24 protein-coding genes are annotated in these 22,923 nt (G+C 71.4%); 13 read left to right on the top strand and 11 right to left on the bottom strand.

Features of this window, described 5'->3' with window-relative positions; all coding sequences use genetic code 11:
* Window positions 1–89 precede the first annotated feature (89 nt).
* On the top strand, window positions 90–989 hold the full coding sequence (locus ACFVYN_RS03930; RefSeq protein WP_389992056.1) for an SGNH/GDSL hydrolase family protein: 900 nt from the start codon (window positions 90–92) through the stop codon (window positions 987–989).
* Between the two features lie 50 nt (window positions 990–1,039).
* Here ACFVYN_RS03930 and ACFVYN_RS03925 read toward each other — a convergent pair whose 3' ends face one another.
* The gene (locus tag ACFVYN_RS03925; protein WP_389992053.1) at window positions 1,040–1,522 is read right to left on the bottom strand and encodes a VOC family protein; all 483 of its coding nucleotides are present in this window, start codon (window positions 1,520–1,522) and stop codon (window positions 1,040–1,042) included.
* A 124-nt stretch (window positions 1,523–1,646) separates the two neighbouring features.
* On the opposite strand from ACFVYN_RS03925, the gene ACFVYN_RS03920 reads away from it, so the two are divergent.
* From ACFVYN_RS03920 to ACFVYN_RS03910, 3 genes are all read left to right on the top strand, one after another.
* Window positions 1,647–2,870: an epoxide hydrolase family protein gene (locus ACFVYN_RS03920; protein WP_389992050.1), complete on the top strand. Its 1,224-nt coding sequence runs from the start codon at window positions 1,647–1,649 to the stop codon at window positions 2,868–2,870.
* Between the two features lie 123 nt (window positions 2,871–2,993).
* Complete coding sequence (locus tag ACFVYN_RS03915) at window positions 2,994–3,617, top strand: ClpP family protease (protein ID WP_389992047.1); 624 nt, start codon at window positions 2,994–2,996, stop codon at window positions 3,615–3,617.
* Between the two features lies 1 nt (window position 3,618).
* Complete coding sequence (locus ACFVYN_RS03910) at window positions 3,619–4,221, top strand: ClpP family protease (RefSeq protein WP_389992045.1); 603 nt, start codon at window positions 3,619–3,621, stop codon at window positions 4,219–4,221.
* 18 nt (window positions 4,222–4,239) lie between these two features.
* Here ACFVYN_RS03910 and ACFVYN_RS03905 read toward each other — a convergent pair whose 3' ends face one another.
* The gene (locus tag ACFVYN_RS03905; RefSeq protein WP_389992042.1) at window positions 4,240–4,677 is read right to left on the bottom strand and encodes a helix-turn-helix domain-containing protein; all 438 of its coding nucleotides are present in this window, start codon (window positions 4,675–4,677) and stop codon (window positions 4,240–4,242) included.
* Between the two features lie 88 nt (window positions 4,678–4,765).
* On the opposite strand from ACFVYN_RS03905, the gene ACFVYN_RS03900 reads away from it, so the two are divergent.
* The gene (locus tag ACFVYN_RS03900; protein ID WP_389992253.1) at window positions 4,766–5,545 is read left to right on the top strand and encodes a class I SAM-dependent methyltransferase; all 780 of its coding nucleotides are present in this window, start codon (window positions 4,766–4,768) and stop codon (window positions 5,543–5,545) included.
* Between the two features lie 218 nt (window positions 5,546–5,763).
* Window positions 5,764–6,660: an RNA polymerase sigma factor SigF gene (locus ACFVYN_RS03895; RefSeq protein WP_389992040.1), complete on the top strand. Its 897-nt coding sequence runs from the start codon at window positions 5,764–5,766 to the stop codon at window positions 6,658–6,660.
* 111 nt (window positions 6,661–6,771) lie between these two features.
* On the opposite strand, the gene ACFVYN_RS03890 is transcribed toward ACFVYN_RS03895, so the two are convergent.
* Both ACFVYN_RS03890 and ACFVYN_RS03885 read right to left on the bottom strand, forming a co-directional pair.
* Window positions 6,772–7,230, bottom strand: coding sequence for an ATP-binding protein (locus tag ACFVYN_RS03890; protein ID WP_389992037.1), 459 nt, complete (start codon window positions 7,228–7,230; stop codon window positions 6,772–6,774).
* A gap of 86 nt (window positions 7,231–7,316) precedes the next feature.
* A complete protein-coding gene (locus tag ACFVYN_RS03885; RefSeq protein ID WP_389992034.1) occupies window positions 7,317–8,558 on the bottom strand; it encodes a DUF6777 domain-containing protein in 1,242 nt (413 codons plus the stop codon).
* A 169-nt stretch (window positions 8,559–8,727) separates the two neighbouring features.
* Here ACFVYN_RS03885 and ACFVYN_RS03880 point away from each other — a divergent pair, with 169 nt between their 5' ends.
* Together ACFVYN_RS03880 and ACFVYN_RS03875 are read left to right on the top strand one after the other, a co-directional pair.
* Window positions 8,728–10,005 (top strand): streptophobe family protein, encoded by a 1,278-nt coding sequence (locus ACFVYN_RS03880; RefSeq protein ID WP_389992031.1) that lies wholly within the window; start codon window positions 8,728–8,730, stop codon window positions 10,003–10,005.
* Window positions 10,006–10,051: 46 nt separating this feature from the next.
* A complete protein-coding gene (locus tag ACFVYN_RS03875) occupies window positions 10,052–10,465 on the top strand; it encodes a nuclear transport factor 2 family protein (protein ID WP_389992028.1) in 414 nt (137 codons plus the stop codon).
* On the opposite strand, the gene ACFVYN_RS03870 is transcribed toward ACFVYN_RS03875, so the two are convergent.
* From ACFVYN_RS03870 to ACFVYN_RS03855, 4 genes are read right to left on the bottom strand one after another with little or no spacing between them, the layout of a single operon-like run.
* The gene (locus ACFVYN_RS03870; RefSeq protein ID WP_389992025.1) at window positions 10,466–11,455 is read right to left on the bottom strand and encodes a serine/threonine-protein kinase; all 990 of its coding nucleotides are present in this window, start codon (window positions 11,453–11,455) and stop codon (window positions 10,466–10,468) included.
* Window positions 11,445–11,978, bottom strand: a complete 534-nt coding sequence (locus tag ACFVYN_RS03865; RefSeq protein WP_389992022.1) for a hypothetical protein — start codon at window positions 11,976–11,978, stop codon at window positions 11,445–11,447. The genes ACFVYN_RS03870 and ACFVYN_RS03865 overlap by 11 nt, the downstream gene beginning before the upstream one ends.
* Before the next feature lie 7 nt (window positions 11,979–11,985).
* On the bottom strand, window positions 11,986–14,319 hold the full coding sequence (locus tag ACFVYN_RS03860; RefSeq protein ID WP_389992019.1) for an FHA domain-containing protein: 2,334 nt from the start codon (window positions 14,317–14,319) through the stop codon (window positions 11,986–11,988).
* Between the two features lie 55 nt (window positions 14,320–14,374).
* On the bottom strand, window positions 14,375–14,785 hold the full coding sequence (locus tag ACFVYN_RS03855; protein WP_389992017.1) for a hypothetical protein: 411 nt from the start codon (window positions 14,783–14,785) through the stop codon (window positions 14,375–14,377).
* 332 nt (window positions 14,786–15,117) lie between these two features.
* Here ACFVYN_RS03855 and ACFVYN_RS03850 point away from each other — a divergent pair, with 332 nt between their 5' ends.
* On the top strand, window positions 15,118–15,501 hold the full coding sequence (locus tag ACFVYN_RS03850; protein WP_389992014.1) for a nuclear transport factor 2 family protein: 384 nt from the start codon (window positions 15,118–15,120) through the stop codon (window positions 15,499–15,501).
* 74 nt (window positions 15,502–15,575) lie between these two features.
* Here ACFVYN_RS03850 and mgrA read toward each other — a convergent pair whose 3' ends face one another.
* Window positions 15,576–16,571, bottom strand: a complete 996-nt coding sequence (mgrA, locus tag ACFVYN_RS03845) for an L-glyceraldehyde 3-phosphate reductase (protein WP_389992011.1) — start codon at window positions 16,569–16,571, stop codon at window positions 15,576–15,578.
* Window positions 16,572–16,694: 123 nt separating this feature from the next.
* On the opposite strand from mgrA, the gene ACFVYN_RS03840 reads away from it, so the two are divergent.
* From ACFVYN_RS03840 to ACFVYN_RS03830, 3 genes are all read left to right on the top strand, one after another.
* Entirely contained in the window at window positions 16,695–17,594 is a 900-nt protein-coding gene (locus tag ACFVYN_RS03840; protein ID WP_389992008.1) for a LysR family transcriptional regulator, read from the top strand.
* 114 nt (window positions 17,595–17,708) lie between these two features.
* On the top strand, window positions 17,709–19,208 hold the full coding sequence (locus tag ACFVYN_RS03835) for a carotenoid oxygenase family protein (protein WP_389992006.1): 1,500 nt from the start codon (window positions 17,709–17,711) through the stop codon (window positions 19,206–19,208).
* A 79-nt stretch (window positions 19,209–19,287) separates the two neighbouring features.
* Window positions 19,288–19,797 (top strand): DinB family protein, encoded by a 510-nt coding sequence (locus ACFVYN_RS03830; RefSeq protein WP_389992002.1) that lies wholly within the window; start codon window positions 19,288–19,290, stop codon window positions 19,795–19,797.
* Here the strand turns inward: ACFVYN_RS03830 and ACFVYN_RS03825 are convergent.
* The gene (locus ACFVYN_RS03825) at window positions 19,785–20,858 is read right to left on the bottom strand and encodes an adenosine deaminase (RefSeq protein ID WP_389991999.1); all 1,074 of its coding nucleotides are present in this window, start codon (window positions 20,856–20,858) and stop codon (window positions 19,785–19,787) included. The two genes, ACFVYN_RS03830 and ACFVYN_RS03825, sit on opposite strands and share 13 nt — an antisense overlap.
* 46 nt (window positions 20,859–20,904) lie before the next feature.
* Window positions 20,905–21,297, bottom strand: coding sequence for a VOC family protein (locus tag ACFVYN_RS03820; protein ID WP_389991996.1), 393 nt, complete (start codon window positions 21,295–21,297; stop codon window positions 20,905–20,907).
* Between the two features lie 177 nt (window positions 21,298–21,474).
* On the opposite strand from ACFVYN_RS03820, the gene ACFVYN_RS03815 reads away from it, so the two are divergent.
* Window positions 21,475–22,188, top strand: a complete 714-nt coding sequence (locus tag ACFVYN_RS03815) for a dienelactone hydrolase family protein (protein ID WP_389991994.1) — start codon at window positions 21,475–21,477, stop codon at window positions 22,186–22,188.
* The last annotated feature ends 735 nt before the right edge of the window (window positions 22,189–22,923 follow it).

Here is a 22,923-nt window from a genome sequence, read left to right as displayed (position 1 = left end):
GGCCTGAACCGTGTCCCGCATCTTCCCCTCGGAGCCCGGCTGTGCTTGCCTGGGGAACCGTTTTTCGGCGACCGGGGCGGGAGTCGCGCATGCGGAAACCGTGGATCGTGGGGTTACTGACGGCAGTCCTGCTGCTCGGCGCCTGCAGCGACCCGTCGGACGGACCGGAGACGGCACCACCGACCCCGGACGTCCCCCGCGCGGCCACCACGCATCAGCGCGCCCAGACCTCCCCGAGCGTCTCCGCGGCCGTCGTCGCCCCGCGGGTGCTGTATCTCGGCGACTCGCTCGCCATGGAGGCCCAGCGGGTCCTCGGGCAGGAGCTGCGCCGGGACCTGCGGGCGACGTACACGAGCGCGCCGTACTCGGGGACCACGCCGTGCGACTACCTGGAGGGCACCGGGAAGAAGTCGCTGGTGCCCGACCGGGACAAGGCGGCCGCGCTGGTCCGGGCGCTGCACCCGGACTTCGTGGTGCTGCAGTTCTGGGGCAACGCGTGGGGCTACACCTGGTGCATGGACGGGATCAGTCATGCCGCCTCGCCGCGGAAGTACTTCAGCAGATACCGGGCGGACCTGAAGAGGCTGACCGGTCAGATCGCCGCGGCGGGCGGTGAACGGCGGCCGCGGATCGTGTGGGTGGCACAGGGCCCGGACCCGATCACCCCCGACCGGGTCCGGCGCGTGAACGAGCTGTACGACGAGCAGGCGGCCGCCTCGGGCGATGTCGTCGCCGACGCGGGCGCGACGGTGGCGCCCGCCGGTTCCCGCTACTCCTGGGTCCAGTACCTGCCGTGCACCTCCTACGAGCACGAGCATCCCGGCTACTGCACCCAGCCGGGCCGCGACCGCACCGCCCTGCACCTCGACAAGGACTATCTGCACTTCTGTCTGGCGCCCACGACGTCCACGCCCAGGCCGTGCCCGGTCCGCTCCCCCGGCATCCTGCGGATCGCCCGGGCGATCACGCGGGTGATCGGTTCGTCCTGAGGTCGTCCTGAGGTCGTCCTGAGGAGCGCCCGCGCGCGGTCGAGGTGGGCTCACTCGCCCGCGTAGGCCCGGTCCAGGGCGGCGAGGTCGAACTTGCCCATCGCCATGAACGCCTTCATGACGCGGGCCGACTTCGCCGGGTCCGGGTCGGTGACCATGGCCTGCAACCGGTCCGGCACCACCTGCCAGGACAGGCCGTACCGGTCCTTGAGCCAGCCGCAGGGGCCGGGCTCGCCGCCGCCCTCGGTGAGCCTGGTCCAGTAGTAGTCGATCTCCTCCTGGTTCTCGCAGAAGACCATGAAGGAGACCGCCTCGGTGAACTTGAACTCGGGGCCGCCGTTCAGGGCGAGGAACCGGTGGCCGTTCGCCGTGAACTCGACGGTCAGCACGCTGCCGGCGGGCTGGGGCGCGCCCTCCGGATAGCGGGCGACATCGCCGATGCTGGAGTTCTTGAAGACCGAGACGTAGAAGTGGGCGGCCTCCTCGGCCTGGCCGTCGAACCAGAGACACGTGGTGAAAGCGTCGGTGGCCATGAGTACCTCCTGGGTCGTGGGAACGTCCGTCATCTGTGTCGACCGATCCTCGCCGCGGAACTCATCGGTCGGACGGCGGATTAATCCAGGTGGCCGATACACCGGTGCGAACTAGCATCCGAGCATGACGTCTGCGCCCACAGAGCACACGGACCCGGTCCGGCCCTTCCGCCTCGGCATTCCGCAGAGCGACCTCGACGACCTCCACGACCGGCTCGACCGCACCCGCTGGCCCGACGACCTCTCGGCCACGGGCTGGGCGTACGGCGTCCCGGCCGGCTATCTGCGTGAGCTCGCGCACCACTGGCGGCACTCCTACGACTGGCGGGCGGCCGAGGCACAGCTGAACGAGTGGCCGCAGTTCACGACCGTCATCGACGGCACGACCGTGCACTTCGCCCACATCCGCTCCCCCGAACCGGACGCCACCCCGTTGGTCATCACGCACGGCTGGCCGGGCTCGATCGTCGAATTCCTGGACGTGGTGAGCCCGTTGACCGATCCGGCGGCCCACGGCGGCGACCGGGCCGACGCCTTCCACGTCGTCGTACCGAGCATCCCCGGGTTCGGGCTGTCCGGGCCGCCCGCGGACACCGGCTGGGAGGCGGGCCGGATCGCCGACGCGTGGGCCGAGCTGATGACACGGCTCGGTTACGAGCGGTTCGGCGCGCAGGGCGGCGACTGGGGCTCGGCGATCTCGCGGGAGCTGGGCCGCGCCCATCCCGAGCGGATCATCGGCGTCCACCTCAACCTGCTGCCGGGCGCGCAGGCGACGCAGGAACCGACGGAGGAGGAACTCGCCGCGCTCGACCCCGGGGAACGGGAGCGCGCGCTGGAGTCCTGGCGCCGGTGGAGCGCCTGGTCGGGCGAGGGCACCGGGTACGCGGTCCTGCACTCCACCAGGCCGCAGACCCTCGCCTACGCCCTCACCGACTCGCCTGTCGGCCAACTCGCCTGGATCGTCGAGAAGTTCCAGGAGTGGACCGACTCCGCCGAGCTGCCCGAGGAGGCCGTGGACCGGGACCGGCTGCTGACCAACGTGATGCTGTACTGGCTGACCGGGACCGCCGGTTCGGCCGCCCGGATCTACTACGAGCGGGCGCACGCCACGGGCGACCGGGCGGCCCGGCCCACCGAACCGTCGACCGCGCCGACCGCCCTCGCCGTCTTCCCGGAGGAGATCCAGATCCCGTTGCGGCACAAGGCGGAGCGCACCGAGAACCTCGTGCGCTGGACCGAGTTCGACCGCGGCGGCCACTTCGCGGCGATGGAGGAGCCGGACCTGCTGGTTGGCGACGTACGGGCGTTCTTCCGGCAGCTGCGCGAGAAGGGCCGAGCCCACCGCTGAGCACAGCCCCGGGGCCCGCGCTCTGCCGGTGGCGAATCTGCCACCGGCAGAGAAACCGCTTCGGGGCATCGTCCGAGGTCAACAGTGGAGCCGACGGCATCCCTACGACCACGAGGACAGCCCATGACTTCCATCCGGGCCGAGGAGGGCGACACCCCTCCCACCCGCTTCGACGACCAACTGGCCGCCCAGCTCCTCGCCCAGCGCATCGTCCTGCTGGGCACCCAGGTCGACGAGGTCTCCGCCAACCGCGTCTGCTCCCAGCTGCTGGTCCTGTCCGCGGAGGACCCGCGCACCGACATCAGCCTGTACATCAACAGTCCGGGCGGCTCCGTGTACGCGGGCCTCGCCATCTACGACACGATGCGGCTGGTTCCCAACGACGTGTCGACGCTCGCCATGGGTTTCGCGGCGAGCATGGGCCAGTTCCTGCTCTGCGGCGGCACGCCAGGCAAGCGGTACGCCCTGCCCAACGCCCGGATCATGATGCACCAGGGCTCCGCGGGCATCGGCGGGACCACCGCTGACATCCTGATCCAGGCGGAGAACCTGGATCACAGCAAACTGACCATGGAGCGGCTCCTCGCCGAGAACACGGGCCAGACACCGGAGACCATCGCCCGCGACGGCGACCGCGACCGGTGGTTCACGGCCGAGGAGGCCAGGCAGTACGGCATGGTGGACCGGGTCCTGGAGTCCCTCGCGGACGTCCGCCCGGCCGCCTCGAAGCGACGGATGGGGCTCTGACATGGCGAACTACACGATTCCGTACGTCGTCGAGCGGACCGCGCACGGTGAGCGGTCCTCCGACGTGTTCAGCCGCCTGCTCTCCGAGCGGATCATCTTCCTCGGCACCGAGATCGACGACGGCGTCGCCAACGTGGTGATCGCGCAGCTGCTGTATCTGGAGTCGGCGGCGCCGGAGAACGAGATCTCGATCTACATCAACTCCCCCGGCGGATCGTTCACCTCGCTGATGGCGATCTACGACACGATGACCTACGTGCAGGCGCCGATCTCGACGCTGTGCGTGGGGCAGGCGGCGTCCACCGCGGCCGTCCTGCTCGCCGGAGGGGACCCGGGGCGCCGGCTCGTGCTGGAGCACGCGCGCGTACTGCTCGGCCAGCCCGCCTCCGGCGGCAGCCGCGGCGCCATCTCCGATCTCGCCCTGCAGGCCAAGGAGATGGTCCGCATCCGCTCCCAGGTCGAGGAGGTGCTGGCCCGCCACACCCACCACGACATCGCGACCCTGCGCGCGGACATGAACCGCGACAAGGTGTTCACCGCGCAGGAGGCCGTGGAGTACGGGCTGGCCGACGAGGTGGTGAGCCGGCGCCTCGTAACGGTCTGAGACACCGGCCCCGCCGCCTCAGGCCGCCAGGCACATCCCGTTGTACGGCGATCCCGGCACCGCGCGGCGGCTGCGCGCGGAGTGCCGGGTGAGCTCCCCCTGGGCCAGGGAGAGCAGATCACCGAGGCCGAGACCCAGTGCCTGGGCGGCGGCCGCGAGGACCTCCGAGGAAGCCTCCTTGCGGCCGCGCTCGACCTCGGAGAGGTAGGGCATCGAGATCCGGGCCGCGTCGGCCACGTCCTTGAGGGTGCGCTCCTGGGCTAGGCGCTCGCGGCGCAGGACGTCACCGACGAGGTCACGCCACAGGGGTTCCCTGGACTGTCGGGTCTCCCTGGCGGCGGGATCCCGCGGCGGTGTCGTGGCGGGGCGTTCGGACACTGGGCGGACGGACCCCTGGCGCGCGGACTGCGGGCGCAGCGGGATCACGCGGGCTTGGTTCGGCGCTTCGTTGCTCACCGGGTCAGCCTAAATTCCATGGCCGCCAGGGGAAGGGTCCGGCATTCTGCCCTGGGTGGAATCAACGACGGGAAGGGCGCGGGTCCCGGTGCTGCGCGAGACGTTCAACGAGGCGGCGGAGCTGTACGACAAGGCGCGTCCGGCCTACCCGCCCGCTCTGGTCGGTGAGTTGGCGCGGTCGGCGGGCCTCGGCCCGCAGAGCCGTGTGCTGGAGATCGGCCCGGGTACCGGTCAGCTGACCCGTGCCCTGGCCGGGTCCGGATGTCACATCACCGCAGTAGAGCTGGGCGACGCGATGGCCGCGGTGGCCCGGCGGCGGCTGGCGGAGTTCCCCCGGGTCGAGGTGCGGACCGCCGAGTTCGAGCGCTGGCCGCTGCCGGAGGAGCCCTTCGACCTGGTCGCCTGCGCCACCGCCTTCCACTGGATCGACCCGGCCGTCCGGGTGGAGAAGGCGGCGGACGCGCTGCGCGCCGGAGGACACCTCGCTGTCGTGATCACCCACCACGTGGCGGGCGGCACGACCGACTTCTTCGCCCGGGCCCAGGAGTGCTACGAACGCTGGGATCCGGCCACACCGCCCGGGCTGCGGCTCCTGCCGTCGTCCGAGACCGTCTCGGAGACGGAGGAGTTCGAGGCCTGCCCACGCTTCGGTGACGTCACGGTGACCCGTTTCGAACAGGACATCACCCGCACCGCCGACCAGTACATCGACGTCCTCCTCACCTACTCGGGCCACCGGGCTCTCGACAGCACCCGCCGCGAGGGCCTCCTGACCTGCATCCGGGATCTGATCGAGACACGGCACGGCGGCCGGGTCACCAAGCGCTACCTCCACGAACTGATCGTCGCGAGCCGGATCGCTCCCTGAGGAACGGCGATTTCACGCCACCGGTCAACTTGGGAGGCATGCGTCGTCACTACCGGGGTAGCCGCAGAGCGAGAGAGCTGCGGGCTGATCGGTCGGCCGGTGGTCCGGACACGCATATGTTCTTGCGTTCCGGGTACCCGGCGGGCCACACCTGCAGCACTCGAGACAACCCAGGCCGAAGAGGCAGACGTCGAGCCGTGACTTTCGTGGGAGAGGTAATGCATACCGCCGTCACCGCCGTGAACCGTTCGGAGGCACAGGTCACCGAGCACGCCAGCGGGACCAGGACGGGTGGGACACCCCTGCCGGGAGTCGAGGAACCGCGCTCCGTCGCCCCTCGGGACGCACGCGAGCTGTCCCGCCAGTTCTTCCAGCGCCTGACCGAGCTCGAGGAAGGCACGCACGAGTACCAGTACGCGCGCAACACCCTCATCGAGATGAACATGTCGCTCGTACGCTTCGCGGCCGGAAGGTTCCGGGGCCGTGGGGACGACATGGAGGACATCGTCCAGACCGGCATGATCGGCCTGATCAAGGCGATCGACCGGTTCGAGATCTCCCGCGAGGTCGAGTTCACGTCGTTCGCGCTGCCTTACATCGTCGGCGAGATCAAGCGCTTCTTCCGTGACACCACCTGGGCGGTGCACGTCCCGCGGCGCCTTCAGGAGCTGCGCGTCGAGCTGGCCAAGGCGCGTGAGGAACTCGGCAGCCGACTGGACCGCGATCCGACGGTGGCCGAACTCGCCACCCTGATGAACATCTCCGAGAAGGAGGTGGTCGAGGCGCAGATCGCCTCGAACGGCTACAACTCCTCGTCCCTGGACGCCGCCCTGACCGGCGACGGCCCCGAGGGCGGCGAAGCGGTGCTCGCCGACTTCATCGGGGTGGAGGAGGACGGGCTGCGGCTCGTCGAGGACTTCCACTCACTGGCCCCGCTGATGGCCGAGCTCAGCGACCGCGACCGGCAGATCATCCACATGCGGTTCGTGGAGGAGGCCACCCAGTCGGAGATCGGTGAGCGGCTCGGCTGCTCGCAGATGCACGTGTCCCGGCTGATCAAGCGGATCATCACGCGGCTGCGCGAGGGCATGCTCGGCGAGCTGGGCTGCGCCTGACCCACACGGACAGCGAAAAAAGCGGGTGCCGTCCTTGGACGGCACCCGCTGTACGTGCGATCGGCAGGCTCGGTCAGAACCGGTGAGGTTCAAGCGCCTGAGGCGGGCCGCTCACCCCTTGGCGCCGAAGCCCAGTACGGCCCTCACCCGCTTGCCCACCGGTACGCGTTCCGCCGCGACCTCCCGTGCCAGGACGTGCACGATCTCCAGACCGTGCCGGCCGACGCGCTGGGGATCCCTCGGGAACCTGCGGGGCAGGGCTTCGCTGCTGTCGTAGACCGTGACGACGACCGCCGCGTCGGTGCCCTCGAGCTCGAGGATGTACGGCCCGTTGCTGTGCCGGTCGGCGTTGGTGACGAGTTCGCTCACCACGAGGAGCACCTCGTCCTCGGCACGGTTGCCGATGTCGGCACACCACTCGGTTCTGAGCCTGTCGAGGAAGTCCGCGGCGAACGACCGCGCCTCGGCGATACTTCCCGGCTCGCCGGTGTAGTGCGCTGCCCGCCGTAGGGGTTCCACGGGCACGTCGAAACCAGTCGGTATCACTGCCCCGTCCAGGTGATCGATCATGCGTTTCTCTCTCGAAGCCGGACTGGCCGGACGCTGCTGCACCAGTGCTCGTACCCCGGGATGCCCGTCGCAGTCCAGGTGATACGTCACACTGCCGGGGACACCGTGGCGCTGGACAGGGGCGAGGACGGTGTCGTCTCCGGCGTGGTGTCGGAGGTGAGGGGCGCCGGTGGTGCCGACGACTCGGGTACGAGGGGCTCACGTGGGGATTCACTGCTGGGCGGCTGTGACGTGGGCGGGCTCGTGGCCGGGGAGGACGGGGCGACCAGGCCCGGCGGGCACGGGTGGTGCGACCTGGGGGGCTTCTGCGCCCCGCTCGACTTGGAGACGCACGGTGACGGGGAGGCCGGCGACGACGAGGTGCCGGGCGCCGTCGGCGGGGACACGCTCACCGGCGGGGAGGGCCTGGCCGGCCGGTGGGTCTTGTGGTCCTTGCCCCCGGTGTCGCCGCGGTGCCGGGCGACCCAGTCGTGGTGGTCGGGGTCGTAGATCACGAAGAGGTTGATGACCGTCGTCGAGGGTGCCACCACGACCACGTTCGAGGGGTGGTACGACGCCCAGGAGTCGCCGGTGGGTTTCGGCGCGCTCTGCTGGGCCACCGGCGGGGTCAGCGGGTTGCCGCAGGCACAGCGCGTGCGGGGCACTCCGCGGTCGTCGACGAGCACGGCGGTGCCGGCCTGGAGGACGGCCTGGTAACCGGTGGCGGCGCCGTCACGGTAGCCGTGGTTGGTGACACGGGTGTCCATGCGCAGCTGGACGGGTGTGAGCGAGCGCAGGAAGGCGGGGATCCCGGACGGCTGGACGCCGGCGACCGAGGCGAACGCGCTGTTCTTCGCGGGGTCTGCCCCGAGGGCCTTGACCTGCTTCTCGATGTCGCAACTGGAGACGTTGCGGGTGCCGCCGTAGAGGCCGGGAGCGGCGCCGTCCACACCGCGTACGGCGTTCGCCGGTGCGGAGGCGCGGGTCGGGGTGGCGGAGACCGGGGGCACCGTGCTGTCCTTCGCGGTCGACTCGGTGAAGGGGTCGGGGCCCGTCTTGGCGGCGGCCTGGAGGAAGACCTCGCCGTCGCCGTCCCCTCCGGCCGAGGTGGAGCCGCCGCCGGAGCGGGTGAAGACGAGCGCGAGGACCACGGCGACGACGACCGCGGCGGCGATGACCGCCACCCGGGGCGCCGACCGCCACCAAGGGCGGCGGGGTGGGGGCGTGGATGCTCCGCCGCTGCTGCCCGGGGGCTGGGAGGGCGGGCCCGAAGGGGGCTGCGAAGGGCCCGACAGGGGGCCCGAGGGCGGCCCGGTGGGGCGGCCCGACGAAGGCGGTTCGACGCTCACGCGTTCTTCTTCCCGGCGCGGGACTCCTGCGGCGCGATCCGATTGCCCCGATTCAGCCGCATTTTTCCGCGACATACCCATTGTTTGCTCGGGCCCCGTGCCGCCCGCAAGCGGACGCGGACGGACCTCCCGGCAGGCGAGCCGTCTCCGTGCTGCATAGCGTGGCAGGGTGAACCCGCACCCCCCCTTCGACCAGACGGTCGTCGCTCGCCACGGCTGGGTCCACGCGCTGGCCACGGTGCTGGTCACGCTGATCGCCATGGGGGTGGTGGCCGCGCTGGGCCTGTGGGCGGCGGGGGCGGCCGACCTCCCGGACCACGCGTTCCCCCGGGTCGTCGCGGCGAGCGTCGTCACGGCCGTCGGCGGCACGGTCAAGCTGTCAGGAGGCGCGGGAGGGCTCACCGACAGCAAGGCCGGGCTGACCGTGATCCCTCTCTCCGTCACCCTGACCGGTGCGCTGGCGCTAGGCGCGGGTTTCCTGCGGCCGCTGCGGCACCGGGCCGTCGCCGGCGGCCGGGAACTCGCAGGGTGGGCGGTCCGGATCACCGCCCTGTGGCTCCTCGCGCTCCTCGCCCTGGCCTTTGCGGCCCGCCAGACGTTCAAGCTCTCGCTCGGCGACGACACGCTGAGTGACCTGGGCGATATCTTCGGCGTCTCACCCGAGGTCGGCTTCACCACGGACGTACCGCAGACCCTGGTGTTCGGCCTGCTGTGGATGGCCGGCGTCCTGGTGCTGGCCCTGCTGGTCTCGCGCCGGGCTCCCCTGCCCGGGCGACTGCTGCGCCTTCAGGAGTCGGTGCGGCCCGCGGCGCACGCCATGGTCGTGCTCCTCCTCGCCCACGTCGTCCTCGGCGTCCTCGTCGCCCTGGTCGTCTCCGTGACCCGCGGCCACGCGCCCCAGACACTCGCGGTGATCCTGCTGGGCATGCCGAACCTGGTCTGGCTCGCCCTGACCATCGGCCTCGGCGCCACCTGGAACGGCCGGGTGGAGGGCTCCTTCGGACTGCCCATGCCCCACCTCCTGGACGAGGTCCTGCGCTCCAAGGACACCGCCACGCTCAATCTGCACACACTCGCCGAGCACGACGGCCGCGTGTGGTGGCTGGTGGCCGTCGAGGCGGTCCTGCTGCTCTCGGTGGCGTTCCTGATGGCGGCCCGCTCCCCCGCCCGGGTCCGCGCCCGGCAGCACGCCGTGCACCTGGCGGTCGCCCTCGCCCTGACGGTCCTCATGATCTGCCTCATGGGCCGCACCTCCGCCCACTACGGCCTGTCGGTCCTCGGCATCGGCGACCTCGGCGGCGGCCTGCGCGGTCAGCTGTTCCTCGACCCGGATGTGTGGCCGGCGGTGGCCCTCGGCGCGCTGTGGGGCCTGGTCACCGGTTTCCTCGGTGCGCTTCCGGCCCGGCCGGTACGCCGCAAAGGGGAGATCAAACCGGCTGACGCGTGACCCGGTGCGTGACAGGGTGCGCTCAACCGAGGAAGGGACACACCGTATGACGCCGGGTCTCGAAGACCGACTGGCCGTGACCGAGTTGATCGCCCTGCACGGGCACCTGGTGGACGCCGGGGCACTGGACCGGCTGCACGAGGTGTTCACCGCGGACGTCGTCTACGACCTGTCGGACTTCGGCCAGGGAGAACTCACCGGACTCGCCGCGGTCAAGGAGGCGGCCCTGGCACTGGGGGCCGGGAACCCCGTGGCGCACCACGTCACCAACGTGATCGTCGAGGAGATGACCGACGGCCGGGTCCACGCTCGTTCCAAGGGCCTCGGCGTCAAGGCGGACGGCTCGTGCGGCTCGGTCACCTACGAGGACACCGTGGTCCGAGTCGGCGCCGAGTGGCGGATCAGCCACCGCAGGGTGCTGGCCCGGAAGGTGCCGCTGAACGGCCTGGGCCGGGGCTGACTACCGCCCTCGGATCACCGGCTCCGCCCAGCGCGGCGGGGGCTTCGGGCGGGTTTCCTCCGGGTCTACGGTCCTCACGGCCACCTCCGTCGCCACCTCCGTCGGTGGGTGACCCCCCGTCGCCGTCGAGCGGAGGGCCGCGACGAAGTCGAGGCAGGAGTCGTGGCGGTCGTCGGGGCTCTTGGCGAGGGCCTTGGCGAACACCGCGTCGAGGGGGGCCGGCAGGCCGGGGCGGGACTCGGAGAGCGGGGGCGGGGCGTCGTACTGGTGGGCCCACAGCAGGGCCATGTCGTCGTCACGACGGAAGGGCGGATGGCCGGTGAGGGTCTCGTAGACCACGCAGGCGAAGCCGTAGACGTCGCAGCGGCCGTCGACCGGGCGGCCGGAGATCTGCTCGGGGGCCACGTAGTCGAGGGTGCCGACGAACTGGCCGACCGTCGTGAACCCGGTCAGCGACAGGGACTTCTTCGTGAGGCCGAAGTCGGTGAGGTAGACGTGCTCGGGATGGTCGCTGTCGGTGCCCCGGGAGACCAGGATGTTCCCGGGCTTCACGTCCCGGTGGACCAGTCCGTGCTCGTGGGCCGCGTCGAGCGCGGAGGCCACCTGGGCGGCGATCCGCAGCGCGGTCGGGAGCGGCAACGGCCCCTGGCGGTCCAGGAGATGACGCAGATCGCTGCCGGCGACGTACCGCATGGCGATGTACAGCACGCCGTCCGTCTCGCCCGCCTCGAAGACGGGGACGATGTGCGGGTGGTCGATCGCGGCGGCCACCCGGGACTCGTGGCTGAAGCGGTTGCGGAAGGTGTCGTTGCGGGCGAGCTCCGGGGCGAGCAGTTTCAGCGCCACCGTGCGGTCCAGGCGCAGGTCCCGGGCCCGGTAGACGACGGCCATGCCGCCCCGGCCGATCTCCTGCTCGACGCGGTAGCTCGCGACCTGCCGGCCGACCAGTTCGGAGGGGCTGCCGGAGAAGAGGCTGGTCTCATGTGCCATCGCGCGTCACGACCTGGGTCGGGGCGTGTCCGCCCGCCTGTGGCCCGTCATCGGTGGCGTAGGTGTTCAGCCGGGTCCCGTCGGCGTACACCCAGCGTCCGTGCTGCGCGTCGTACAGCCACATGTGTTCCCCGTCGACGACCACCCCGATCCGCAGTCCCCTGGTGCGGCCGCGGAACGCCTCCCCGTCGAGGCCGCCGCGGGTCAGCTCCTCGACGGCGGCCCGGTAGCGGGCGAGGGTCTCGTCGGCGCGGGCCAGCAGGGGGCGCGGGTCGGCGGCGCGGGTGAGGGGGCTCTCGGGGGCGGGCGGGTCCTGGGGTACGGCGACCAGGTGGCGGCCGTCGACCCAGGCCGACCAGCCGTTGGCGCACAGGACGTACGCCCAGTCGCCGCGCCGCTCCGCGAGCTGGACGGGGAGGAGGGGGTCGAGGGGCACGGTGGGGCGCGCGGGGTCGGGGGCCTCCCAGGCGGGCATGCCGTAGCCGGGTACGACATGGGTGGGCCGGAAGCCGGGGGTCGTCATCGGCGGCCTACTTCCGCATGACCACGGGTTCGTGGCGCCGCAGCAGCCGGGAGACGACGTATCCGAAGAGCGCGGACAGGACGACGAGCATGGCGATGTTGAGGAGCCATACGCTCGCCGAGTGCTTGAAGAGGGGGTCGCCGGTGAGGTCGCCCGGCACGATCCGGGCGAGGCCGATGGTGCCGGCCATCGCGCCGAGCGCCCAGCGGGAGGGCACCAGCCAGGACAGCTGTTCCAGTCCGGGTACGCCGTCGAGCTTCAGCAGGGCGCCGCAGAAGACGACCTGGACGATGGCGAGCAGCACGAGCAGGGGCATGGTCACCTCCTCCTTGCGCACCAGCGCGGACACGAGCAGGCCGAGCATCATCGCCGTGAACGACAGCAGGGCGACCGCGATGGTGATCTCGGCAAGGGGCGGCATCACCACGCCTTCGCCGCCGGGCGCGTTGAGGTCGACGCCGAGGAGGGCGACCAGGGTCAGGACCACCGCCTGCACGACGGTGATCGCGCCCAGTACGACGACCTTGGACATCAGGTACGCCGATCTGGACAGGCCGACGGCCCGTTCCCGCTGGTAGATGACCCGTTCCTTCACCAGTTCGCGCACGGCGTTCGCGGCGCCGGTGAGGACGCCGCCGACGCACAGGATGAGCAGGGCGTTCATCGCGGTGTCGCGGGTGAGGTGGCTGCCGGCGAGGGCCCGGGCCATGGCGCCCATGACGAAGGGCAGCGCGATCATGATGGCGAGGAAGGTGCGGTCGGCGCCGAGGGCGGCGGTGTAGCGGCGGATCAGGGTGCCGAGCTGGGCGCCGCGGCTGCGGGGCCGCGGCGGGGGCGCGATGATGACCGGCTCGGAGCGGGGCGTCCGGGGCTGTGCGGTGGCCTCGGCTACGTACTGGTGCTGGAAGGCCGAGGAGCGGAAGTCGCCCGCCCAGTCGCGGTCCTCGTCGCGTTCGAAGGCTTCGAACGCCTCGGGCCACTGGGTGAAGCCGAAGTAGGCGAGGGCGTCCTCGGGCGGACCGTAGTAGGCGATCCTGCCGCCGGGCGCGAGGACGAGGAGACGGTCGCAGACGTCGAGGCTCAGGACGCTGTGGGTGACGACGATGACCGTGCGGCCGTCGTCGGCGAGGCCGCGCAGCATGTGCATCACCGAGCGGTCCATGCCGGGGTCCAGACCCGAGGTCGGCTCGTCGAGGAAGAGCAGGGACGGCTTGGTCAGCAGCTCCAGGGCCACGCTGACGCGCTTGCGCTGTCCGCCGGAGAGGCTGTGCACGGGCTGCCGGGCGCGCTGTTCCAGGCCGAGCTCGCGGATGACCTCGTCGACCCGTTCGCGGCGTTCGGCCTTCGCGGTGTCCTGCGGGAAGCGCAGCTCGGCGGCGTAGGTCAGGGCGCTGCGGACGGTGAGCTGGGCGTGCAGGATGTCGTCCTGCGGGACCAGGCCGATGCGCTGGCGCAGTTCGGCGTAGTCGCGGTAGAGGTCGCGGCCGTCGTACAGGACGGTGCCGTGGTCGGCGGGGCGCTGGCCGGTGAGGGCGTTCAGGAGTGTGGACTTCCCGGCGCCGCTCGGGCCGACGACCGCGAGCAGGCACTTCTCGCCCACCGGGAAGGACACGTGGTCGAGCAGGGTCTTGCGGCCGTGGTCCACGGCGACCGTGAGGTCCTGGACGTCGAGGGAGACGTCGCCGGTGTCGACGTACTCCTGGAGTGTGTCGCCGACGAGGCAGAACGCCGAGTGGCCGATGCCGACGATGTCCCCGGGCCCGATGGGGGCGCTCGTGACGGGCCGGCCGTTGAGATAGGTGCCGTTGTGACTGCCGAGGTCGACGATCTCGTACGTGGCGTCGGGCAGCGCGCGCAGCTCGGCGTGGTGGCGGGAGACGACCAGGTCGTCGACGACGAGGTCGTTGTCGTCGGCGCGGCCGATACGGACCGTGCGGGTGGGCAGCGGGCGTACGGCGGTGGGCTGCCGGAAGGTGCCGGTGAGGCCGGGCATCGAGACGGCCGAGGGGCGCTCGGGGGTGGGGATGCCCAGCAGAACCGCGCAGGGGCCGTCGGAGGGGCTGCCGAAGCGGATCACGCTGCCGGGGCCGACGTACCACTCATGAACGCGGCGGCCCTCGGCGTAGGTGCCGTTGGTGCTGTGCTCGTCCTCGAGGGTCCAGTGGTCGGCCTCGGGTCGCAGCACCGCGTGGTGCCAAGAGACCCGGGCATCGTCGATGACGATGTCACACAAGGGGTCGCGTCCGACGTGGTAGTCGTGGCCCGGGCTCATCACCGTGGAGCCGGTGTCGGTCTCCAGGACGAGCTCGGGCGCCGTCGGTGCGACCGGCCGCTCCGCCATGACTGAATTCTACCGATTCACCCCTTTGGGTGCCTGCTGGCGCGAACCGAGCGGCTCAGGCCACAGGGGTGAAGAGCATCGAGGCCATCCGGTGCATTCTCGCGGCGTCCACGGACTCGGCGAGCAGTTCGTACTCCGTGGTGTCGTCGCTCGCGGCGATCCGAACCAGCCGACCGGCCGCCAACTCGTCGGCGACCAGTTCCTGTTGGTAGAGGTCGGCACACCAGGCGCGCATCACGGCGGGCACGTCGAGCACGGTTGCGGCGACGGGGGCGAGGGCGCCGGCCGGCAGGTACTCGGCCTCGGGCTGGGGGTCCAATCGGTCGGCGATCCATAAGGCCCGGTCCCGTAACCACCACAGGGCGAGGGCGAGGGTGGGCGCGCGGTAGGTTCCGAGCGGTACGCCGATGCGCCGGCCGTCGCAGATGCCGTACCCGGTGACGTGGCACAGGAATTCGTCGTGCACGATCCACTCCCCCGCTTGCTCCGTTCGCCTGTCGGCAGGGCCTCGCTTTCCGTGCGGCTCAGGTGCGGTACGCGGCTCTTGCTGCTGAACGTGACGGGCACCTCGCTCGAAGTGAAGGCCCTGTCAGTCGAGTATGTTCACTACTGAAACACTGTCACCACGTCTTTTTGGCCAGTCTCCTGGCATATTCACCCCTCCCCCTGGCCGAAATCTGACGGGTACACGTTCAAACCTCATGACCCCGGAAGTAATCGACGCTTCCGCGCGCCGCGGGCAGGGTTGTCCCCACAGGCCCCACCAGCACAGACGACCTCGATGGAGGCTGATTTCCCATGCCCGCGACCATGGAACGCTACGAGAATGCCGTCGCCCGCTACTTCGAAGCCTGGAACGCACGGGAGCCCGAGACCCGCGCGAAGGCCGTCGCGGCCGCCTGGGCGGTGGGCGGCGGTTACACCGACCCCCTCGCCGACGTGGTCGGGCACGACCAGATCACTGCGGTGATCGCGGCGGCGCACGAGCAGTTCCCGGGGTTCACCTTCCACATCACCGGCCCCGTCGAGGGGCACCACGACACCGTCCGGTTCTCCTGGGAGCTGGTGAGCGCTGCCGACGGCTCGGCACCCGTCGCCGGCTCCGATGTCATCACGCTGGCCGAGGACGGCCGGATCAGGACCGTGTACGGGTTCCTGGACCGGGTGCCCGCGGGAGCGTGAGGGAGGACCGGGCCCCGGCCTGACGCCGGGGCCCGGTCCCGCTCACCTGTTCGCCGCCACGACGGTCGGGTCGGTCACGCCTTGACGATCGCGTCGATCCTCGCCAGTTCCTCCGTGTCGAAGTCCAGGTTGGCGATCGTGCCGACGCTGTCCTCGATCTGCTTGGGACTGCTCGCGCCGACGAGGGCCGAGGTGACGCGGCCGCCGCGCAGGACCCAGGCCAGGGCCAGCTGGGCGAGGGTCTGGCCGCGGCCCTTGGCGATGTCGTTGAGCTCGCGCAGCTTCTGGACCAGGTCCTCGGTGACCGCGTCGGAGTTCAGGAAGGGGCTGTCGCTCGCGGCCCGGGAGTCCTCGGGGATGCCGTCGAGGTAGCGGCCGGTGAGCAGTCCCTGCTCCAGCGGGGAGAAGACGATCGAGCCGACCTCGAGCTCGTCCAGCGCGTCCAGCAGGCCGCCGTCCTCGGGGCGGCGGTCCAGCATCGAGTAGCGCGGCTGGTGGATGAGGAGCGGGGTGCCCAGCTCACCGAGGATGCGGGCGGCCTCGCGGGTCTGCTCGGCCGAGTAGTTGGAGATGCCGACGTAGAGCGCCTTGCCCTGCTGGACCGCGGTGTGCAGGGCGCCCATCGTCTCCTCCAGGGGAGTCTCCGGGTCGGGGCGGTGCGAGTAGAAGATGTCGACGTAGTCCAGGCCCATCCGGGTCAGGCTCTGGTCCAGCGACGACAGCAGGTACTTGCGGGAGCCCCACTCGCCGTACGGGCCGGGCCACATCAGATAGCCGGCCTTGGTCGAGACGATCAGCTCGTCGCGGTAGGACGCGAGGTCGGCCTTGAGGGCCTCGCCGAACGCGGACTCGGCGGCGCCGGGCGGCGGGCCGTAGTTGTTGGCGAGGTCGAAGTGGGTGACGCCGAGGTCGAAGGCGCGGCGCAGGATGGCCCGCTGTGTCTCGACAGTGCGGTCCGCCGGGCCGAAGTTGTGCCACAGGCCGAGCGAGATCGCGGGAAGCTTCAGGCCGCTGCGTCCGGTGCGCCGGTAGGGCATCTCCGCGTAGCGGTCGGGGTGTGCGGTGTACAACGCGACTCCAGAGGGGTTGGCACGGTGGACCAGGGTCCTGAACCTGTGTCCACTCTTTCGCGACCTGGGGGCATTGGTCCAACAGAAGAATCCGATGGAATTCAGCGGATAGGCTTCTCAATCATGGAACTGCGCCATCTCCAGCACTTCGTGGCCGTCGCCGAGGACCAGCACTTCACCCGGGCCGCCGAACGCCTCCTGGTGTCCCAGTCGGGGCTGTCCGCGTCCATCCGGGCGCTGGAGCGGGAGCTGCAGACCCCGCTGTTCGTGCGGACCACCCGCCGGGTCACGCTCACCCCGGCCGGTCGGGCCCTGCTCGGTGAGGCCGAGCGGATCCTCGCGCAGGTGCGCTCCGCCCACGAGGCGGTGGCCGCGGTGCAGGGCGTGCTGCGCGGGATGCTCGCGCTGGGCTCCGAGCAGTGCATCGCCGGGCTGCACGTGGCGGGTCTGCTCGCCGCGTTCCGGCGGCAGCATCCCGATGTCGAGATCTGTCTGCGCCAGGCGGGCTCGGCCGCGCTCGCGGAGGAGGTGGCGGCCGGGCGCCTCGACCTGGCGTTCGCCGTGCGGGCGGCGCAGCAGGACACCGACCAGTTGCGCGTCGTACCGCTGTCGAGCGAGCCCATGACCGTGCTGTGCCATCCCAGCCACCGGCTCGCGGCCGTCGGCGCGGCCGTGACGCCGGAGGATCTGGACGGCGAGGTCTTCGTCGACTTCCATCCGGACTGGGGGCCGCGCCGCACCACCGACGCCGCCTTCGCCGGCGCGGGTCTGCGCCGCAACGTCGCCCTGGAGGTCAACGACGTGCACAGCCTCCTGGACCTGGTGGACGAGAACCTCGGCGTGGCCGTCGTACCACGGCACTTCCGGCACAAACGGGAGTCGCTGACCGCGCTCCCGCTCAAGGGCACCGGCGAGACCGTGTACGAGACGGTCGCGCTGCTGCCGCCCGCCCAGGCCACCAGCCCGGCGGCCCGGGCCCTGATGACCTTGCTGGATACAGGAGGCCCGGAAAGAGAGGGCTAGGAAACAGGGGCTTGAGTACACCCCCGGACGGGGCCCAGCCCTCGTGACCTGACCCGTCCCGCGCACCAGACTCGTGACCGTTCCCGAAAACAACTACGGTCAGGAGTAGGGAAGATGACGGACCCCACACGACGGAACGTCCTGCGCGGCGCGGCGGCGATCACGGCGGCCGGAGCGCTCGTCGGCACCGGAGCGGGCGCGTCGCCCGCCGCGGCGGCGCCCCGGACAGCGCGCCGCTTCCCCTTCCTGGAGGGCGCGTTCGAACCCGTCACCGAGGAACTGACGGCCTTAGACCTGCCGGTCACCGGCCGCATCCCGCGCGAGCTGAACGGCCGCTATCTGCGCAACGGCCCCAACGCGCTGGGCATCGAGGACCCGCGCGCCCACCACTGGATGCTCGGCGAGGGCATGGTGCACGGCGTCCGGCTGCGCGAGGGCCGCGCCGAGTGGTACCGCAACCGCTGGGTGCGCTCCTCCCAGGTGGCGAAGAAGCTCGGCGAGCCCTACCCGGGCCCGGTGCCGCCGGACGACTTCCCGTGCAACACCCATGTGATCCCCTACCGCGGGCGGATCCTCGCGCTCCAGGAGAGCGGACCGCTGCCGTACGAGCTCGACGAGGAGCTGAACACCGTCGGCACGTACGACTTCCGGGGCACCCTGGAGGGCGCCTTCACCGCGCACACCAAGTTCGACGCACACGCCGGTGAGCTGCACGCGATCGCCTACTACCCGACCTGGGACCATGTGCGGCACCTGGTCGTCGATCCGGCCGGCCGCGTCTCGCGCAGTACGAGGATCCCGGTGGCGGACGCGCCGATGATCCATGACTTCGCGCTCACCGAGAACCATGTGGTGATCCTCGACATGCCGGTCACCTTCGACCCGGCGGGCGCCGAGCGCGGTGACATCGTCCCGTACGTCTGGAACGACCGGCATCCGGCTCGGATCGGCGTGCTGCCTCGCAAGGGAGGTGCGGTCCGCTGGTTCGACGTCGACCCGGTGTACTACTCGCACACCCTCAACGCCTACGAGGAGGGCTCGAACCTGATCATCGACACGACCAACTTCGACGCGCACTTCCTCGTGGCCGGCAACGGCTCGGGCGGGCCCTATACGCCCGGCACTCCGCGGCTCGACCGGTGGACGGTCGACCTGCGTCAGGGCCGGGTACGGATCCGGACCCTCGACGACCGACCCCAGGAATTCCCGCGGGTCAACGAGGCGTTGGTGTCCCGCCGGCACCGCTACGGCTACTCGGCCGCCTCCGCGGAGATGACGGTGGCCTATCAGGCGGTCGACGGCAACCCGCCGCCCGACCGGGCGTTCAGCAACGCCCTCATCAAGCACGACCTGCTGAGGGGCACCTCCCAGGTGCACCGGCTGTCCCGGGGAGCGGCGGCGAGCGAGGCCGTGTTCGTGCCGTCCGACCCCTGCGACACGAGGGCCGCCGAGGACGACGGCTACGCGATCGCGTATGTGCACAACCCCGATCGCGGGGCCTCGGACCTGGTGATCCTCGCGGCCCAGGACTTCACGGGTGAGCCGGTGGCCCGGATCCATCTGCCGGCGCGGGTGCCGCTGGGCCTCCACGGGAGCTGGATTCCCGACGCGTGACACCGCAGCGGATTCCGGCGCGTGACACCGCAGCGGAATTCCGACGCGTGACGCGGCGTGATGCGCGATGGTGGATGTCATGCATGCAAAGGACATCCTCATCGACGGCTACAGCCGCATCCAGGAAGAAGTCCACGCCGTCGTCGAGGGCCTGGGCCCCGACGACCTCAACCACCGTCCCGGTCCCCACGCCAACTCCGTTGCCTGGCTGGTCTGGCATCTCACCCGCGTCCAGGACGACCACGTCGCCGGCGCCCTCGGCCTCGACCAGGTGTGGCTGACACAGGACTGGGAGAAGCGCTTCGGCCTCGACCTGAAGCCGCGAGACATCGGCTACGGCCACACCTCCGCGCAGGTCGCCAAGGTGCGGGTCGACTCCGCTGACCTGCTGACCGGGTACTACGACGCCGTGCACGCCCAGAGTCTCGAAGCCCTGCGCGGGCTGACGGACCAGGACCTGGACCGGGTCGTGGACGAGAACTGGGATCCGCCGGTCACCCTGGCGGTGCGGCTGGTCAGCGTCCTGTCCGACGATCTCCAGCACGTCGGACAGGCCGCCTATCTGCGGGGGCTGCTTCAGAACGCGTAGCCCGGCAGGACGACGTCCTCGATGAGGGCCTTGCGCTCGTCGAACGGGATGAAGGCGCTCTTGAGGGCGTTGACCGTGACCGTGCGCAGGTCCTCGACCGTCCAGCCCGCCTCCTCGACCAGCAGAGACATCTCGCGGGTCATCGTCGTCCCCGACACCAGCCGGTTGTCGGTGTTGAGGGTGACCCGGAAGCCCAGGTCCTTCAGCGCCGTGATCGGGTGCTCGGCGATCGAGGTGGCCGCGCCGGTCTGGAGGTTGGAGGTCGGGCACATCTCCAGGGCGATACGGCGGTCCCGGACCCAGCCCGCGAGCCGGCCGAGCTTGCCGCCCGCGAGGTCGGGGATGTCCTCGGTGATCCGCACGCCGTGGCCGAGCCGCTGGGCGCCGCACACCTGCACGGCCTGGTGGATGCTGGCCAGGCCGTGGGCCTCGCCGGCGTGGATGGTGAACGGAACGTTCTCGCGCCGCAGGTGCTCGAAGGCCGCCAGGTGGTCGGCGGCCGGGAAGCCGTCCTCGGCGCCCGCGATGTCGAAGCCGACGACACCGGCGTCCCGGAAGGCCACGGCCAGGTCGGCGGCCTCGTGCACCCGGTCGAACATCCGCATCCCGCACAGCAGGGTGCCGACCCGCACCGGGGTGCCCGCGGCGGCGGCCTTCGCCATACCGGCGGCCAGGCCCTCCTGGACGGTCTCGACGACCTCGGCCATGGCCAGCCCGCCCTTGGTGTTCAGCTCGGGGGCGTAGCGCACCTCGCCGTACACGACCCCGTCGGCGGCCAGGTCGACGACGTACTCCTCGGCGGTGCGCAGCAGGCCCTCGCGGGTCTGCATGACGGCGAGGGTGTGCTCGAAGGTGGCTATGTAGCGCACCAGGTCACCGGAGTTGGCGGCCTCGAAGTACCAGGCGGCGAGCTCGTCCGGGTCGGTGGTGGGCAGGGTGTGGCCGACCTCCGCCGCGAGCTCCACCACGGTGGCGGGGCGCAGGCCGCCGTCGAGGTGGTCGTGCAGGACGGCCTTGGGGAGGCGGCGGATCAGGTCGGCGTCTACGCGCGTAGCGGTCATGGCGGGGTCTTTCCTCGAACAGGGTGGCGGGTGGTTCAGTCGGCGTTCAGTCGGCGGGCTGGAGCAGGTCCCAGCGGTTTCCGTACAGGTCCTGGAAGACGGCGACCGAGCCGTAGGGCTCGTGGCGGGGCTCCTCCAGGAAGGTCACGCCCGCGGCGAGCATGCGGGCGTGGTCGCGGGTGAAGTCGTCGGTGTGGAGGAAGAATCCGACGCGGCCGCCGGTCTGGTTCCCCACCCGGCTCTGCTGTGCCTCGTCCTTGGCGCGGGCGAGCAGCAGGTCGGTGCCGCCGTCGCGCTCGTCCGGCCGTACGACGACCCAGCGGGAGCCGTCGGGGCGGGGGGTGTCCTCGACGAGCCGGAAGCCGAGGGCTTCGGTGTAGAAGCGGATCGCCTCGTCGTAGTCGTCGACGACGAGGGTGACCAGGGCGACGCGTCTCATCGGGGCCTCTCGGGAGGGGGGGTTGACGGGAGAGGTTATACGTAAAACCTGAGGGGCGCCAGCCCGGTCCGCCGGGGCTGCCGTGGGCGGGCCGTCCGGTGCGTGGCAGGCTGGTGATCACCGCCGGGGCCACGGCTCCGGCGCCCCCACCGGACAGCTGCACAGGAGTCGAGCACCATGGCCGAACTGCCGAAGCCGAAGTCGACCGGAGCACCCGCCCACCAGAACGTCACCTTCCCCAGCGGCGGCACCACCGCGCACGGCTATCTGGCGCTGCCGCCGTCCGGGAGCGGGCCGGGCGTCATCGTGATCCAGGAGTGGTGGGGCCTGACCGACCACATCGCCGACGTCGCCGATCGGCTGGCGGCGGAGGGCTTCGTCGCCCTCGCTCCCGACCTGTACGGCGGCAATGTCGCCCACGACAGCGAGGAGGCCCTGCGGATGATGCGGGCGCTGCCGGTCTCTCGGGGCGTGGAGCTGCTGTCCGGCGCGGTCGACCACCTGCTGTCGCTGGACGAGGTCACCTCGGACACCGTTGGTGCGGTCGGCTTCTGCATGGGCGGCGGATTCGTCGTGTACCTGGCGGCGGCCGACCCCCGGGTGAGCGCCGCCGTGCCGTTCTACGGTGTGATCCAGGGCGAGCTGCCCGACTTCTCGGGCCTGAAGGCGCAGATCCTGGGCCACTACGGCGAGCTCGACCAGAGCATCCCGGCGGAAAGCCTGGAGGCTCTGCGCGAGGCCGTCCGCGAGCAGTCCGGGATCACCCCGGACCTGCGCCTCTACCCGGCCAACCACGCCTTCTTCAACGACGGTGGCCAAACGTACGACGCCGAGTCCGCCGCCCGCGCCTGGGAGCGCACGGTGCCCTTCCTGCACGAGCGGCTGGGTTAGGGCCTGCGCGTCGGATCACGCTGACGCTGAGCGGGGTCCGGCACGCCCGGCCGCGCGGTGGCGGGGCCGGGCGGCGCGGCGGGGTCCGGCTGCGCGTCGATCACGCTGACGGTGAGCGAGGTCCGGCACGCCCGGCCGCGCGGTGGCGGGGCCGTGGCGCGCGGCTGAATTGGGGACGGGGCCTGCGCCTCCGATCACGCCGGCCATGAGTGGGGGCGGGTACATCCTGACGAGCGGAGGCGGGGCCGTGCCGCGCGGCTGCATCGGGGCCTGCCTCTTGGCTCAGGCCAACCGCTAGTGGGGACCGGCACACCCAGCCGAGCGGAGGCGGGGCCTTAGCGCGCGGCTAGGTTGGGGCGTGCCCCTCGATCGAGCCGGCCGTGAGCGGGGTCCGGCAGATCCGGCCGAGCGGTGGTGGCCGTGCCGTCGGCCGCTGCGCGTCGGGCGACGCCGACGGATAACGCTGCGCCCCCTTGGGGCACACGCCCTTCCCGGCGCCGGGAAGGCGACCGTGAGGTCGGGCCACCCGAGCGGGCCCTTCCGTCGCCCCCGCACGGCAGCCAACGCCGGCCAGCGGGGCGGCGCCCCCTGGGAGACACGCCTTGCCGGGCGCCGGGCAGGCGGCCGCACTGCGTCGACCCACCCGAGCCGGGCCCTGCCATCGCCCCCGCACGGCAGGCAACGCCGGCCAGCGGGGCGGCGCCCCCTGGGAGACACGCCTTGCCGGGCGCCGGG

The sequence above is a fragment of the Streptomyces sp. NPDC058307 genome, from assembly GCF_042880295.1.
GTDB lineage: Bacteria > Actinomycetota > Actinomycetes > Streptomycetales > Streptomycetaceae > Streptomyces.
Note: the sequence above shows the minus strand (reverse complement) of the source record. Positions and strands in the feature narration are given on the sequence as shown.